The 16,076-nt window shown below is 64.1% G+C and carries 13 protein-coding genes; 1 reads left to right on the top strand and 12 read right to left on the bottom strand.

The features are described from left to right. Positions 1-158 precede the first annotated feature (158 nt). The 11 genes from NKI01_RS05170 to NKI01_RS05120 form a co-directional block, all read right to left on the bottom strand. Positions 159-1,199, bottom strand: coding sequence for a sugar ABC transporter substrate-binding protein (locus NKI01_RS05170; protein ID WP_352481191.1), 1,041 nt, complete (start codon positions 1,197-1,199; stop codon positions 159-161). Positions 1,200-1,238: 39 nt separating this feature from the next. Continuing rightward, positions 1,239-2,003, bottom strand: coding sequence for an ATP-binding cassette domain-containing protein (locus NKI01_RS05165; protein ID WP_023717343.1), 765 nt, complete (start codon positions 2,001-2,003; stop codon positions 1,239-1,241). Then, positions 2,000-3,166: an ROK family transcriptional regulator gene (locus NKI01_RS05160; RefSeq protein ID WP_352495338.1), complete on the bottom strand. Its 1,167-nt coding sequence runs from the start codon at positions 3,164-3,166 to the stop codon at positions 2,000-2,002. The genes NKI01_RS05165 and NKI01_RS05160 overlap by 4 nt, the downstream gene beginning before the upstream one ends. Before the next feature lie 111 nt (positions 3,167-3,277). Then, complete coding sequence (locus NKI01_RS05155; RefSeq protein ID WP_023717344.1) at positions 3,278-4,033, bottom strand: ABC transporter permease; 756 nt, start codon at positions 4,031-4,033, stop codon at positions 3,278-3,280. Next, positions 4,030-4,803 (bottom strand): ABC transporter ATP-binding protein, encoded by a 774-nt coding sequence (locus NKI01_RS05150; protein ID WP_023717345.1) that lies wholly within the window; start codon positions 4,801-4,803, stop codon positions 4,030-4,032. Before NKI01_RS05150 ends, NKI01_RS05155 begins: the two co-directional genes overlap by 4 nt. Then, positions 4,803-5,831, bottom strand: a complete 1,029-nt coding sequence (locus NKI01_RS05145) for an ABC transporter substrate-binding protein (RefSeq protein ID WP_023717346.1) — start codon at positions 5,829-5,831, stop codon at positions 4,803-4,805. Before NKI01_RS05145 ends, NKI01_RS05150 begins: the two co-directional genes overlap by 1 nt. A gap of 90 nt (positions 5,832-5,921) precedes the next feature. Next, a complete protein-coding gene (locus NKI01_RS05140) occupies positions 5,922-6,359 on the bottom strand; it encodes a VOC family protein (protein WP_023717347.1) in 438 nt (145 codons plus the stop codon). 2 nt (positions 6,360-6,361) lie between these two features. Next, positions 6,362-7,102 (bottom strand): FadR/GntR family transcriptional regulator, encoded by a 741-nt coding sequence (locus NKI01_RS05135; protein ID WP_352481187.1) that lies wholly within the window; start codon positions 7,100-7,102, stop codon positions 6,362-6,364. After that, the gene (locus NKI01_RS05130; protein WP_352962134.1) at positions 7,099-8,535 is read right to left on the bottom strand and encodes an FAD-binding oxidoreductase; all 1,437 of its coding nucleotides are present in this window, start codon (positions 8,533-8,535) and stop codon (positions 7,099-7,101) included. Before NKI01_RS05130 ends, NKI01_RS05135 begins: the two co-directional genes overlap by 4 nt. 224 nt (positions 8,536-8,759) lie before the next feature. Next, the gene (locus NKI01_RS05125; protein WP_352962131.1) at positions 8,760-10,040 is read right to left on the bottom strand and encodes a M23 family metallopeptidase; all 1,281 of its coding nucleotides are present in this window, start codon (positions 10,038-10,040) and stop codon (positions 8,760-8,762) included. Positions 10,041-10,178: 138 nt separating this feature from the next. Continuing rightward, entirely contained in the window at positions 10,179-10,646 is a 468-nt protein-coding gene (locus NKI01_RS05120; protein ID WP_023717351.1) for a peroxiredoxin, read from the bottom strand. A gap of 96 nt (positions 10,647-10,742) precedes the next feature. On the opposite strand from NKI01_RS05120, the gene NKI01_RS05115 reads away from it, so the two are divergent. Then, positions 10,743-14,120, top strand: a complete 3,378-nt coding sequence (locus NKI01_RS05115; protein ID WP_352962128.1) for a hypothetical protein — start codon at positions 10,743-10,745, stop codon at positions 14,118-14,120. Between the two features lie 247 nt (positions 14,121-14,367). On the opposite strand, the gene tyrS is transcribed toward NKI01_RS05115, so the two are convergent. Beyond that, entirely contained in the window at positions 14,368-15,621 is a 1,254-nt protein-coding gene (tyrS, locus tag NKI01_RS05110; protein ID WP_352495789.1) for a tyrosine--tRNA ligase, read from the bottom strand. Between the last annotated feature and the right edge of the window lie 455 nt (positions 15,622-16,076).

Here is a 16,076-nt window from a genome sequence, read left to right as displayed (position 1 = left end):
GGATCCGGTTGGCGCATGACCCGAAGAACCACTCGGTCGTCGGAAAGATCAGGCGCGGTTGAAAATTGCTGCAGCATTCCCGTGCGCGTCCGTTTGAACGCACCGGGCTGCAGGGCTGGGCTCCGGGCCTGCGTGGCCCGGAGCTTCTGGCGAGTTCGCTATTCGACCGGCTTTATGGTTTCGGCCGGCGGCTTCATGTTGCCCCAGAAGGCTGGGTTATCGACATTTTCCTTGGTGATCGCAGCGCCGGGGATCTTGATGTTCGGCCCCCACGCTTCCTTGGTCAGGGTCGATTTCAGGCCAAGCACATCATATTCGCCGGGCTTGATCTCCTGCTTGTTGACCACCTTGTCCATGAACATGGCGACCGCCGCGGCCTGGGCGTAGAGCGGCTGCTCGACTTCGACATTGAGCCAGCCCTTGCGGATCAGGTCGAGGCCGACCGGAGCGCCGTTCGAACTCATCAGCATGACGTCGCCCGGTTTCTTGCCGGCGGCCTCGAGCGAGGCGACGGCAGCGACCGAAAGATGCGCGGCGTGGCTGAAGATCAGGTCGATGTCGGGGTTGGCGAGCAGCTGGTCGTTGACGATGGTCCCGGCTGCATCCGCCGCCCATTGCATGGCCGGCAGCGAGATGATCTTGACGTCCGGGAACGCCTTCATCTTCTCCTCGAAACCCTTCTGGATATCGAGCGTATAGGGATCGCCCGGATCGCCGAGCACCTGCAGGATCTTGCCTTTCACCGAGCCGTTCTTCGCGGTCAGGAGTTTTTGCGCCTGGTCGGCGGCGACGTAGCCGATCTCGACGGTTCCGGCCACCGAGGTGAAGTCGGACGGCGTCGAGGTGATCTGGCGGTCGAACTCGACGACCGGGATGCCGGCGGCACGGGCGGCCTCGATCGACGGTTTCAGCGCATTGAAATCGACGGCGGCAAGGATGATCGCCGCCGGCTTGAGCGCGATGACGTCGTTCATCTGCGATTGCTGAGCGTCGGTCTTATTGTCGGCGTTCAGCGTCTTCATCTCGTAGCCGACCTGCTTCAGGAACAATTCCAGCGCGCTCACCGAGCCGGTCTGGAACTCATCGAGCAGTGTCGGCACCATGTAGTAGACGGTGCCCTTGGACTGAGCGAATGCCGGCGTGAGCGTGGCAAAGGCCAGTGCCAGGATACCGAAGACGGAAAGAAGTATTTTCTTCATGTCGTTCGCTCCTCTTGCGCCGGACCCCTCATTTGTCCCTCAGCTCGCCGGTCCGGCACCGGCAAGCGTCTCTCCGGTGATCATGTTGATCACCGCGTCGGGACTTGTTTTGTTGCGTGCGACATCGCCAGCCACGACGCCTTGCCGGATCACCACGATCCGGTCGGCGACCTGGAAGGCCTGTTGCATGATATGGGTGATGATGACGACGCCGATACCCTGGCTCGCCACCTGGCGGATCATGTCGAGGCCGCGCCGCGTCTGCTCGACGCCGAGCGCTGCGAACGGCTCGTCGAGAAGCACCAACTTGCCGCCAAAATGCACGAACCGGTTGAGCTCGATGGCCTGCCGCTGACCGCCGGAGAGGTGCTCGACATTGGTGCGAAGCGAGGGAATGCGGGTGCCGGCGCTGGCCAACGCCTTTTGCACCACCTGCTCCATGGCGCGCTCGTCGAGCACCGGAATGCCGAGAACCTTCCTGGTGATCTCGCGGCCCATGAAGAAATTGGCGACCACGTCGACATTGGTGCAAAGCGACAGGTCCTGGTAGACGGTCTCGATCCCCGCGGCCTTGGCCTCGGCGGGGGATTTGGCGAGGAATTCCTTGCCTTCGAACAGCATGCGGCCGGAGGTCGGCTCGAGCCCGCCGGCAATGATCTTGACCAGCGTCGATTTGCCGGCGCCGTTGTCGCCGAGCAGCGCCACCACTTCGCCCTTGCCGATAGAAAAGCTGATGCCTTTCAGTGCTTCGATGGCACCGTAATTCTTGGCAACGTTATCGAGCACCAGCAGCGGTTCGCTCATGCCGCGATCCCCTTGTTATGCAAGAGATCCCGCCCGCGTTCGCGTTCGGCGGTGAAGATCTGGCCGAAGCGTGGCGAAAGCACCCCTGAGACGGCAAGCGCTGCGGCGCCGCGCAACACCGCATGCTGGCCGCCGCGCGCGACGCTGACGCGGGGCGTCGTGCGGTCGCTTCGCGCCGAGACCGAGTTGGGCAGGTGCGCAGCTGCGCCGGCCAGTCTTTCGAGCAGGTCGGTGGACGCCAGCCCGCCAAGGATGATGGTTTCGGGGTCGAACAGGTTTTCGATGATGGTGATGGCGTTGCGGAAGATCGGCGCGATCTCGCTCACCCAGTCGGCGTCGGCGACGTTGCGGCGCCGCAGCGCCTCGAGCGAAAGATACCGTTCGAGGCAGCCGCGATTGCCGCACGGGCAGGGCTCGCCGCCCGGCACCACGGGAATGTGGCCGATTTCGCCGGCATTGCCCCAGGCGCCGCGCAATGCGGCTCCGTCATGCACCATGACGCCGCCGAGGCCGACACCGAAATAGAGATAGTAATATTCGGAATAGGCCGTGCCGAGGCCATAGAGGCGCTCGCCGATGGCAGCCGCCGCCATGTCGGTTTCGAAAAAGGCCGGCAGCCCGGTCGAGGCGGCCAGCCGCTCGCGCAGCGCCACATCCTTCCAGCCGGTCATGGTGGTCGGACCGACAAAGCTCATGGACTCCACGCCAAACGGCCCGGGCAACGCCATGCCGATGCCGAGGACGCGGCCACCGGGCCGCAGTGCTGTCAATTCGAGTACCATGGCGCCGATCAGCTCGAAGGCGTGGTCGGGCGTTGCATTTGGGGCCTCGCGGTAGCTGCTCTCGATGACATCGCCGCTGAGGTTGATCAGCGCGGCATTGATGCCCAGCGGGGTGACGTGAATGCCGACGGCATAGCCGCCTTCCGGATTGATCCGCAGCGTTGCCGGGGGCAGGCCGCGCCCCTTGGGCTCTTCGCGCAACGACAGCACGTAACCGTGCTCTTCCAGCTCGCGAACGATGGTCGACACCGTCTGCACGGTGAGCCCGACCCGCCTGGCAATGTCGCCGCGGGCGATCGGCCCGTGAAGGCGGATGGATTCGAGCACGATGCGCCGATTATACGGCCGCCCGAACTCCTGATTGGTTCCCCGCAGTGCCATGCCTTGCGCCCTCGAGAGAGGCCAGACTGGCACTGAAGATTTATTCAGTCAAATGGAATTCAAAAATAAATTTACAGCCCGCGCCTGGCGGATGGCCGCTCGACGGAATGGTCAATAGCGGATGGCACGGCGCTCCAGCAGAACCACGATTGCGAACATCGCGATCGACAAGGACGACGACAGCACGATCGCCGCATAGAGCCGGTCCGACTGATAGTTGAAGGTCGCCTGGATGATGAGCGCGCCGAGGCCCTTATCCGACCCGATCCACTCGCCGACAATGGCGCCGATCACGGCCGTGGCCGAAGCGATTCTCAGCGAGGAGAACAGCATCGGCAATGCTCTTGGCAGGCGCAGGCTCCAGAAGATCTCCCAGCGCGTAGCCGATAGCACCCGGAACAGTTCGTGCTCGTTGTCGCTGGCCGAGTCCAGCCCGCGAATCATGTTGACCAGCGTCGGGAAGAAGCAGATCACCGCCGCGATCACGATCTTCGGCGTCATGCCGAGCCCGAAGATCAGGATGATGATCGGCGACAGCGCCAGGATGGGAATGGTGTTGAAGAACAGCACGATCGGAAAATAGGCGGCCTGCAGGATGCGGCTGTGCACGAACAGCACCGCCAGCAGCACACCGGCAAAATTGCCGATGACAAATCCCGCCAGCGCCTCGATCAGCGTCGGCCAGAGATTGCTGAGTAGCAAAGCAAGACTCTTCCGGAACACGCCTGATATGGCCGTGGGCGTCGGTACGATATAGGCCGGCACGCCGAGCCATGGCAACAGGAACTGCCAGGCGAGCAGGATCGAGGCCGCGCCAAAAACGGGCAGGGCGACGGCCAGCGCCGATGGCAAGGGCGCCTGCCTCATGAGGCCTGTTCCAGCGCGCCGCGCAGTTCGGCCATCGCGGCAACGATCGCCGGATCCTCGCGCGAACAGCGGTTGCCTGCCTGCTTGAACGGCCGCATGTCGAGGTCTCTGGCCAGGCGGCCCGGATTGGCGGCGAGAACGATGACCCGTTCTCCGAGATAGGCGGCTTCGGCGATCGAATGAGTAACGAAAAGGATGGTCGCGCCGGTGCGCCGCCACAACGACAAAAGCTCGTCGTTGAGGCGGTCGCGGGTGATCTCGTCCAGCGCACCGAAGGGCTCGTCCATCAAAAGCAGCCTGGGTTGCCCGAGCAGTGACCGGGCGATCGCCACGCGCTGGCGCTGGCCGCCGGACAATTGGTGCGGCAGACGCTCACCGAACCCGGCAAGCCCCATCAGATCAAGCAGCTCGTCGGTTCGATCGTCTATTGTCCGGGTAAGCCGGCCTTGTCCGACGTCGAGCGGCAGGCGGACGTTGTCGCGCACGGTGCGCCAGGGCAGCAGGGTCGAGTCCTGGAAGACGAAACCGACATCGCGCCGCGAACGGACAGCATGCGGTGTGTCGCCAAGCACGCTGATCGAGCCGCCGAGCGGATCGAGCAAGTCGGCCACCACCCTGAGGAACGTCGACTTGCCGCATCCCGAAGGTCCAAGGATCGACAGGAAGGAGCCGGCCTCGACCGACAGGTCGAGACCGGAGAGCACTTTCACCACCGGCTGCCGGCCGCTATAGCCGACATCCAGCCTGCGGGCCTCGATCGCGTTCGCCATCAAGCCGCGGGCGCGTCGAGCTTGGGTCGGTCGGCGGCCGACAATTCGAGTACCTTGGTGGTGTAGACATCGGCTGCCGCGGGCCGGCCGTTCGGGTATTGGCCGACCTTGTCCAGCAGCGCCAGCTGCTCCTCGATCGAGGCGGGATCGAAGGTTCCCCATCCGTCCTTGGCGGTTGCACCGTCAAAGGAGAGTTTCAGCACCAGATTGATCGTCTTCTGCTCCCAGCCAAGGTCCATTTCCGGATAGGCTTCGACCATCTTCTTGACTGCTTCCTGCGGATTGGCGTGCACCCAGCCCCAGCCCTTGGCGACGGCGCCGATGAATTTCGCCAGCATTTCCGCATCCTGTTCGATCGCTGTGTCGGTAGCGAAATAGACGTCGGCATAGGAGTTCAGCCCGAGATCGCGCACCAGAAGATCGATCCGGTCGTCGCCGACGACGCTCAGCGCCTGGGTGTTGGTGATCCATCCGCCAATCGCGTCGACGTCGCCGCGCACCAGCGGCGCCTTGTCGAAGCCGACATTGACGACGGTGACCTCGGACGGATCAATACCGTTCTTGGCCAGGATCTCATCGATGACGAAGCGCGCCGTCGGCTGGATGCCGATCTTCTTTCCCTTGAGATCGGCCACGCCGCGGATCGGCTTGGCAGGCTTCGAAGTGAAGGCATAGGGACCGGTGCGGAAGCCGCAGGCGATGATCTTCACGGGCACGCCGCTGGCACGCGCCGCGTAGAGCTGCGGCGTTTCGGAAAACTGGCCGAGTTGTGCGGCGCCCGAAATCACCGGCGGCACCGTCGCCGCATTGGGACCGCCCGGGCTGAATTCCACCTCGAGGCCCACCTCCTTGAAATAGCCGTTGGCGACGGCTGCGATGTCGCCGATCTGTCCGTTGGACATCAGCCAATCATACTGGATGACGACCTTTCCGGCAGCCTTGGCGCCCGGCGTCAGCACGAGCTGCATTCCGGCCGAAGCTGCCGCGACGGCGGCGAAGCCGGCTTTCACGAAGCTGCGGCGGTTCATGTCGTAGTCTCTGTTCCCACTCATTTTTCGCTCCTGTTGCAAGACGTTCTCGTCTCTTCATTGCGCGCCGTTCCCGTGGCGCGGCGTCGTCTACGGCTGTTCGTCGTGATAGTCGCCGGGGCCGCCGTCGAGCCAGGCGTATAGTTCCCAAAGCGTGTCGTCGGGATCGGTGAAATATGCGCAGCGCGCGTTCCAGACATAATCCTCCGGCGGGCCGTAGAAGGGCACGCCCTTGGCTGCCAGTTCGCCATGGAGCCGGTCGATCTCGCCGGGCGCGTCTAGCCTGACCGCCACGCAGACCTTGTGCGCCTGGCGCGGCGACCTCAACTTCGAGACGCCGGTGTGCCGGTTGATGTGATCGATCTCCCACGCCGCCAGCGTGACGCCCTCGCCATGAAAGTCGGCAAAGCCCTCGGCGCGACGCCGCAGGCGGAAGCCGAGTTTTTCGACATAGAATTCAACCGTCCGCTCGATATTTTCGACGAGCAGGCAGACGTCCGAAATCGCATATGCGCCTCCGACCGGCATGGCTACCTCCCTGTGCTGTGCGCGGCGCGCGATGCTGGCAGTTTGACGCCGACGCGGTCGGCGGCGCCGACGATGTGGGCGCGCATCGCCGCCTCGGCGGCCGTGGGATCGCCCGCGACCAGCGCCTCGTAGATGCGCACATGCTCCCCGACATTGACTTCGACCAGGTCGTGCAGCGGATTGGTGAGGCGCGCGTAGTGGATCGAGCGGCGGATCTGCTCGCAAACGAAGGAGATAAAGGTGTGGATGTAATTGTTGCCGGTCGCCCGTGCGATCTCGCGATGGAACAAAAGGTCGGCGTCGATGCTGCCTTCTTCCCAGCGCTCCTCGCCGCTCATCCGGTCTAGCGCCGCCTTGATTGCGTCGAGGTGCTCCTGCCCGCGCCGTTCGGCGGCGAGCGCAGCTGACTCGGCTTCCAGTATGCAACGCAGCTCGAACAGCCGCTCCATATTCCCGGTCGCTTTCAGCGCCTCGCCATCGATCCGGATCGAGGCGCGCTGCTCCGGCGCCAGCACGAAGGCGCCGACGCCTTGCCGGGCTTCGATCATGCCATCGGCCCTGAGTTGAGCGATCGCCTCGCGCACCACATTGCGACTGACGCCGAATTTTTCCGAGAGCTGCTGCTCGGTCGGCAGCCGCGTGCCCGGATTGAGGTCGCCGGATTCGATCTCGCGGCTGAGGAATGCGGCGACGCGATGCGGCAGCGCCTCCACCGTGCCGATAGCGGCCAGTCTTTGCTTCATGGAAAGGTCTCCATTGGTGGCAGCAGGCAGCCGGGATTCATTGACCCCTGAGGGTCGATCGTTGTTTTGAGGGCCGTGATGAGCCGGCGATGGGCAGGCGCCAGGCCGGCCCAGAAAGTGCGATGACGGGTGCGGCCGATACCGTGCTCGGCGCTGATCGAGCCGCCAAGCGCGCCGACGATCTGGTAGAGTCCGGCGGTGATCTCCGCGCCCTGGGCACGAGCTTCACCCTCGGCGAGCCCAAGCGGTGGCAGCACGTTGAAATGGATGTTGCCGTCGCCGGCATGACCATAGGCCTGCGGCAGCCAACCAGGATGTTCCAGCGCCACCAATTGGCGGGCCTGATCGATGAGGACAGGGATGTCCGATATCCTGACCGCAAGGTCGGTGCGCACATGGTAGCCGCGTCTTGCCTGGCCCTCGACCAGCCCTTCGCGGATCGCCCAGAAGGCCCTAGCCTGTGCGACGCTTTCAGCAAGGACGGCCTCGGCAACCAGACCGCTCTCAATGGCTCCGGCCAGGAAATCGACCAGCATGGAGCGCAGATCGACCGTAGCACTTGCGGAGAGTTCGATCAGCACGTGGACGGGAGCTTCGACCGGCGAAACGATGTTGGCATCGATCAAGCGCGCGAGCGCGATGCACTCCGATCCAATGATCTCGAAGGCCGAAATCAGATCGGATGAGGCCCGGCGAGCCTGCCGGAACAGGGTGATGGCCGCTTCGAACGAAACGAGACCGAGATAAGCGGTCTCGACCCGGGCCGGTTTCGGAAACAGCTTGAGCTCGACGCCGGTGATGATGCCGAGCGTTCCTTCGCTGCCGATGAAGAGCTGCTTCAGGTCGTAGCCTCGATTGTCCTTGCGCAGGCCGGAAAAGCCGCTCCACAACTCGCCATCGGGCAGGACGACTTCGAGGCCGAGGATGATATCGCGCGCCATGCCATAGCGCAGCACGTTGGTGCCGCCGGCATTGCTGGCCGCATTGCCGCCGATCTGGCAGCTTCCCTGCGCGCCGAGCGCCAGCGGAAACAGGCAATCCTCTGCTTCTGCCGCATCCTTGATGTGCTGCAGGATGCAGCCGGCATCGGCCTGCAGGACGAAATTGTCGGCGTCGACGAGACGGATGCCGTTCAACCGCTCCAGACTGACGACCACCGCGCCACGGGAGTCGATGTCGATTGCACCCGCCACCAGCCCCGTGTTCCCGCCCTGTGGGATGATTCCGAGCCCGAGCGTGCCGCAGAGCCGCGCCACAGCCTGGACTTCGCTGACGGAAGCAGGCTTCAGCACCGCAAGGGCTCCGCCGCGATGATCCCCGGACCAGTCCAAAAGGTATTTCGCCATGCCGGCAGCGTCGGCGGTCACGCCGCTTTGTCCGACAGCGCCCTCCAGAGCATTCAGAATTTCAGGCGGGATACCATGAACGGTCATTACAAGCCTGCTGGACTGAGGCATAGGCTTATACATATCATCCTACAACTGCGTCGGAGTCATCGCTGTGGGGCAGAGGCCCTCAAGGGCTGGAGCCGAATGTTTGCTGGGGAGAATAGAGCGAAGGGCGATCGCCCGAGGATACTTAGGTGAGGCCGCCTTGGCCTGGCTGCGCCGGCCCGATGCCGCTCAATTGCTGGGTCGTCTGAGGAGCAGCCCGGCTCCTAGAGATACCGCTCGACCTTCTTGCCGACGGTCAAAAACCGCAGCGGGTCGATCGCCTCGCCATTGTGGCGAACCTCGTAGTGCAGATGCGGGCCGGTCGAGCGGCCGCTGTTGCCGGTCTTGCCGATGATGTCCCCGGCATCGAGCTTCTGGCCGACGGCGACGTCGATTTTGCTGAGATGTCCGTAACGCGTCACAAAACCGTTGCCGTGGTCGACCTCGACCATGCGGCCGTAGCCGCCGTTCCAGCCGGCCTTGACGACGACGCCGGCTGCCGTGACCTTGGCCGGCATGCCGACCGGCGCCCTGAAATCCATGCCGGAATGCAAGGCGGCCGTGCCGAGGATGGGGTCGGTGCGCACGCCGAACGGGCTGGTGACGCTATGGCCGGGGGCGGGGTTGGCGAGCGGCAGCCGGCGCGCCTCCTTTTTCAGATGATCCAGCGCGTCAAGCGCCTCGTCCAACTCCTTGACCTTGCTGTCAAAGACCAACGAACTGTCGAGCGGTATCAGCGGGCCGCCGACATCGCTCTTTTCGAATTCGCTGTCGACCGGCAGGCCGGCGGCCTCGAGCGCCTGCGAGATCGCGTCGGCGCTCTTGTAGGCATTGTCGGCAAGTGCCGCGATGCGGGTGAGCTGCTGGCTCTCGATGGTCTTCAGCGAGTTGTTGATCGAAACGAAGAGCTTGTCTGCCCGGTCGGCCGCGCTTTCACTCGGCAGCGGATTGGCGCGGGTCGACCACAGCGAGAACGGCCTCGTGTCGTTGCTGGCAAGGGGCGCAGCAAGGCTGGCGACGGAATAGGCCATCGGCTGGATGCTGCCGGTCGCGTCGGCGTGTTCGTCCGGCTTTGCCGTCGGCACGGGCGGCGTTGCGACCTCATTTTCGGCTCGTTCGAGGATCGGGCCGAGGCGGCCGTGACGCAGGCTGAGCTGGCTCTGCCGTTCCAGCAACTCGCTGACCTTGGTTTCCATCAGCTGCTGATCAAGAAGCTGGCGGCTGGTGATGCGGTCGACCTGGCCGCGCAATGCCGAGATGCGGTCTTCATAGGCCTGCTGCATGCGCGCCTGCCGCGCCGTCGTGGCGCCGATCAGGCCGTCGCGCAGCACCAGATAAGAGGTCGCCAGCAGGTAGCCAATGACGATCGCCGCCAGCGCCGAGCCGCAAAATGCGGCCAGCCACGGACGTATGGTGAAATGCCTTATCTGGTCGCCCCGGGCGATGATGACGGTGTGGGGCTCTCTGCGTCTGCCGAAGACCGCTGACTGACTGGCTACGTTCACGGGACCAAGCTTTCGTTACGACACCAACGACGAGCCTGATTACACATTATTAGGGTTAACAAAGTTTTGCCGGACCGAACGACGGGCAAAGGTATTCGCGCAAAACGGGCATCGAATTGCAGCGGCGTGCCGCAGCTCTCAAAGGGCGCGAACCGCCTCCAGCACCGCTTCGGCGTGGCCTTTGACGCGGACGTTACGCCAGATCCTGGCGATGCGTCCGTCCCGGCCGACCAGGAACGTCGCCCGCTCGACGCCCATATAAATGCGGCCGTAGAGCTTCTTTTCGACCCACAAATGGTAGGCCTCGATCACCTTGCGCTCTTCGTCGGCGACCAGGTCGATGCTCAGATCGTATTTCGCCTTGAACTTGTCGTGCTTCTTGACGCTGTCCGGCGACAGCCCGATGACGACAGCGCCGGCCTTTTCGAATTCCGGCTTCAACTGCGAAAAGCCGATCGCCTCGCTGGTGCAGCTTGTGGTGTCGTCCTGTGGGTAGAAATAGAGTACGATGGGTTTTCCCAGCAATGCGGCGAGGCTGAGTGAACCGCCGCCGTCGCGCGGAAGATCGAATTGCGGCGCAACATCGCCCACGTCGAGGTCAGCCATACCGATGCCCTTGTTTGAGGTTACGCGCCAGGCTGCATCGATATAATGTCGAGCGGGGATTCGTCCACGATCGAATTCGTTTCAACGGAAGATTGCGTGGATCAGGAGCTACCGCAGCACGAGAAGATCAGGTTCAGGCGTGACGAGATCACCGACCTGGGAACCTTTCCGTCCGCGTGCCGCGTCCCGCCGCTCGGCCAGGCGTCGATCGGTCGCGGCGTTCGTTTGATGGCGCGGCTGTTTGCCGGCCTCGTCGCCCTTGTGCTGCTGGCTGCGGCCGGTGTCTATGCGATCGGCGTGTCCGGTTTCGGCTCGGAGCGGCTTCGCGCGGAAGCCGAGACGGCAATCGAGAAATTGGCCGGCTTCGATGTCGATGTTGCCGTCGGGCCGGCCCGGCTGACGCTTGACGGGTCGAGCTTCATTGCGCTGCAGGTCAGCGACGTCAGCCTCAAGACCGCCGACGGCAAACCGATGGCCGATGCCGGCCGGGTCCGCTTCGGCATCCGGCTCATCCCGCTGCTTTCGGGCGAGGTGCGGCTCACCAGCGCCCGGATTTCCGACGCGCACATCGTCATGGCGGCAATGCCGTCCGGCGGCGACTGGACGGCCGGGCTGCGCAACCAGGACGGTCTCATCGATCCGGAAAAACTTTCCGTCGCCGTCTTCGCCAACGTCAACCGCGCGCTCGATGCGGTGCGCGAGGATTCGGTGCGCCAGATCGATCTGCGCAACGTCGAGCTGGCACTGCCCGAGACCGGATCGGTCAAGTCGGTCACCATCGCCGACGCCTCCGTGTCGCAGTCGGGACCGGGAAGCATGGAGTTTTCATCCGACGCGGATGTCGACGGCAGGGCGCTCACCATCGCCGCTTCCGCCACCCGCGATCCGGCGACGCGACGCATCACCACGCTGGACGCCAGCATCCAGGCGGCCGACGCCGACACTGCGGCTGCAGGTGGCAAATTGGGCGCAATCGCCTTGAAGCTGGCGGGGTCGGAAGCGGCCGGCGACAACGGCTCGCGGCTGACCGCTGCCCTGTCGCTGACCGGATCGGTGCTCGATCTCGGTTCGCGCGGCCTGCTTCCGGCCGACGTCGATCTCGATGCAACGCTCGTCGCCGGTTCGAACAAGATCCAGGTCGATGGATTGCTGGTGAAGACCGGCCGCTCGACCTTCGATTTTGCCGGTTCGATCGGGCCGAAGCCGGCGACCGGCACAGCGGGCGAGGAGCCATCCTATCGCTACGACCTGACCAGCGACGGTTCGACCTTGGCGCCGTCGGATTCGCCGGAACCGGCGCTCAGCTTCATTGCCCGTATTGCCGGCATCTACCAGCCGACGAGCCAAAAGCTGGTCGCCGAGCAGATCGGCGTCCGGTCCGGACCGGGCAGCGAAGTGCTGGGCACGGCTTCGGTTTCATTCGTCGCCAACCAGGCGCCGGGCATTTCGGTGGCGCTCAATGTCCACGACATGCCGGTCTCGCACGTCAAGCAATTATGGCCGTGGTTTTCGGCGCGCAATGCCAGGCTGTGGGTGCTTAAGAACCTGTTCGGCGGCCGCGTCGTCGATGGCAGCCTGCAATTCCAGGTCGTACCCGGACGGCTCGGCAACGGCGTGCCGCTTTCCGCCGATGAAGTCTTCGGCCGATTCCAGGTTGAAGGATCGCGCTTCGACACGGCCGGCCGTATTCCGCCGATCCGCGATGCCGTCGGCGTTGTCGGCTTCCACGGCAACGACGTCGACGTCGCGCTGTCCTCGGGCAGCGTCTATATGCCGAGCGGCCGTACCGTGGCGGCAAGCAACGGCACGCTCACCGTCAAGGCGGCGAACCATCCGCCGGTGATCGGCGCGCTCGACATCGATGTCGCCGGCGAGGCGCCGGCGATCGCCGAACTGGCATCCTATGACCCGATCAACGCCATGCGCCATGTCGGCCTGCTGCCGGACGACCTGTCCGGCACGGTGACCGGCCACGTCAAGGCCGATATTCCGCTGCAGTCCGGCGTCGACTCCTCCAAACTCGATTGGCTGGTGGCGCTCGACTACAAGGACCTGTCGCTGGCCAAGCCGTTCGAGGGCCAGACGGTCAGCCATGCCGACGGCTCGATCACCGTCGCACCCGACCGGGCGGTGATCTCGGCCAAGGCGCTGCTCAACGGCATTCCGGCCGAGCTCGACCTGATCGAGCCGCTCAGGGATGGCGGCCCGCCGCGCAGTCGTAAAGTAGCGCTGGTGCTCGACGACAAGACCCGCGCCACCGCCATGCCTGGCCTGTCGACGCTGCTTTCCGGAACCATCAAGGTGGCGATCGACAAGAGCGGCACCGGCAACCAGAACGTGTCGGCCGACCTGACCAATGCCAGGCTGGACATTCCCTGGGCCGGCTGGAGCAAGGGCCCCGGCATTCCCGCCAAGGTCACCTTCGCCATGGCGAAGACCGGCGACACCACGACGCTGTCCAATTTCGAACTCGACGGCAAGACCTTCTCCATCGACGGCAGCGCGGTGCTGGTCAACGGCGCCTTGTCCTCGGCCCGGTTCAGCAAGGTCACGTTGAACAGGGGCGACGACGTCGCCGTCTCGGTGAAGCGGTCGGGCAAGGCCTATGCGGTCGAGGTTAGCGGCAGCGCGCTGGACGCACGCTCGCTGATCAAGCAATTCACGTCCGACGTCGACACCGCCACCAAGACCACCGGCGTCGATACGATCTCGGTCAGCGCCGACGTCAGTTCCCTGACCGGCTTCCATGACGAGGTGCTATCGAATCTGAAGCTCGACTACAGCGCCGCCGGCTCCAGGGTGAACGGGCTCAAGGTGAGCGCCACGGCAGATTCGGGAGCCGCGATCACCATCAGCAATACGACCGGCGGCGGCCTGCGCGCGCTCAACATGAAGTCGGCCGATGCCGGTGCCATACTGCGCTTCCTTAACATCTACGAGCACATGGAAGGCGGCTCGATCACGCTGGCACTCACCGGGGCCGGCGACGGGCCGATGAAAGGCCAAGTCGACGCCAAGAACTTCTTTATCGTCAACGAGCCGAAGCTCGCCTCGATCGTGTCGACGACGCCGGCTGGCGACAGCCGTAGCCTCAACGAGGCGGTCAAAGGCAATCTCGACACGTCGAGGGTGAAGTTCGAGCGCGGTTTCAGCGAAATCGAGAAGGGCAGCGGCTATCTGAAGCTGCGCAACGGCGTGCTGCGCGGCTCGCGCATCGGCACCACCTTCCAGGGCACGCTCTACGACCAGAACAACAATATGGACATCACCGGCACGTTCATGCCGGCCTACGGCGTAAACCGCATCTTCGGCGAACTGCCGCTGATCGGCGCGCTGCTCGGCAACGGCCGCGACCGCGGCCTGATCGGCGTCACCTACAGGCTCAAGGGCAACGCCAACAAGCCCAACCTGGAGGTCAATCCGCTATCGGTGATCGCGCCCGGGATATTCCGGTCGATCTTCGAGTATCGGTGAGGCGGCCAGGGTAGGCGGGCAGGGTAGGCGGGTGGACACCGACGCTCTGTAGTGATCCTTCGCGCCCCCCTCTGTCCTGCCGGACATCTCCCCCACAAGTGGGGAGATTGGCAGCTTCCACGCTGCGCTCTTCCTGCAACGTTGTAGATTGGCGAAAGCCGGCGCGAAAGCCGATCTCCCCCCTTGTGGGGGAGATGTCCGGCAGGACAGAGGGGGGCGCTGTCCCGCCGGCACCAACGGTTGCGCGTCAAACCGGCCGCACCAGAACGTGCTTCTTCTTGCCGAGCGACAGCTTTGCGACATTTTCCAGGCCCATATCCTGCAGCGTCACCATCCTGCGATCGTCGGCAACGAGCTGGTCGTTGAGGCGCACGGCGCCGCCCTGGATATGCCGCCGCGCCTCGCCGTTTGACCCAGCCAGCCCGGCGGTGACGAACAGCGACAATATTCCGACGCCGGCTTCGAGCTCGGCCCTGCCCACCTCGACGGTCGGCAGTGTTTCGGCGAGCGCGCCTTCCTCAAATGTCTTGCGCGCCGTTTCGCTGGCCTCCTCCGCCGCCTCGCGGCCATGCAGCATGGCGGTGATTTCGGTGGCGAGGATCTTCTTGGCCTCGTTGATCTCCGAGCCGCCGAGCCGTTCGAGGCGCGCGACCTCGGCGAGCGGCAAGGTCGTGTAGAGCTTCAGGAAACGGCCGACATCGGCATCCTCGGTATTGCGCCAATATTGCCAGAACTCGTACGGGCTCAACATCTCCGCATCGAGCCAGACCGCGCCCGAGGCCGACTTGCCCATCTTGGCGCCGGACGAAGTGGTGAGCAGCGGCGTCGTCAGCGCATAAAGCTGCGCGCCTTCCATGCGGTGGCCGAGATCGATGCCGTTGACGATGTTGCCCCACTGGTCGGAGCCGCCCATCTGCAGCCGGCAGCCGAGGCGCTTGTAGAGCTCCACGAAGTCGTAGGCCTGCAAGATCATGTAGTTGAATTCGAGGAACGACAGCGACTGCTCGCGGTCCAGCCGGAGCTTGACCGAATCGAAGGCCAGCATGCGGTTGACCGAAAAATGCCTGCCGACATCGCGCAGGAAATTGACGTAGTTGATATCCATCAGCCAGTCGGCATTGTTGATCATGACGGCGTCGTTGGGGCCGCTGCCGAATTTGAGGTAGGGAATGAAGTTGCGGCGGATGCCGGCCAGATTGTTCTCGATGTCCTGCGGCGTCAAAAGCTTGCGCGCCTCGTCCTTGAACGACGGATCGCCGATCATCGAGGTGCCGCCGCCCATCAGCGCGATCGGCCGGTGGCCGGTCTGCTGCAACCAGTAAAGCATCATGATCTGGATCAGCGACCCGGCATGCAGGCTCCTGGCGGTCGCGTCGAAGCCGATATAGGCGCTCACCGTTTCCGTGGCGAAAAGCTGGTCGAGGGCGGCATCGTCCGAGGTCTGGTGGATGAAACCGCGCTCGCTCATCGTGCGCAGGAAATCGGATTTGAAGGCGGACATTTTTCTTTCCTGAAAGGCTTCCGGCCGAACGTGGCTCGGCTATGCATGAAGGCGGGCGTTTAGCACTCAAGCGCGATCAGCAAAAGTGGAATCCGGTTTTAGCGCGCCCTCTTCCCTTCTCCCCTGTGGGAGAAGGTGGACTGGCGCGCAGCGCCAAGACGGTTGAGGGGTGCTGGACAGAGCGCGGTTGGTGCCAAGCTGGAGCACCCCTCATCCGTCGCCTTCGGCGACACCTTCTCCCACAAGGGAGAAGGGAGAGCCGCGCGTCGCGAGACAAGCGGCTCTCCCCGGAACGGGTAACGTGAGAGGCCATCCAAACCTGAAGCGATCATCCTTCACTTCCGGCGCGCCTGCTTGCGTCCTCGTTTCGGCTGGCGTAATGAGGCGCCGCACCAGCGGGCCTCATCCGCTGGACCGCGCGGCATCGATCGAATGCCATATCCTGTGACAGAGTC

The organism is Mesorhizobium sp. M0815 (assembly GCF_040319995.1).
GTDB lineage: Bacteria > Pseudomonadota > Alphaproteobacteria > Rhizobiales > Rhizobiaceae > Mesorhizobium.
Note: the sequence above shows the minus strand (reverse complement) of the source record. Positions and strands in the feature narration are given on the sequence as shown.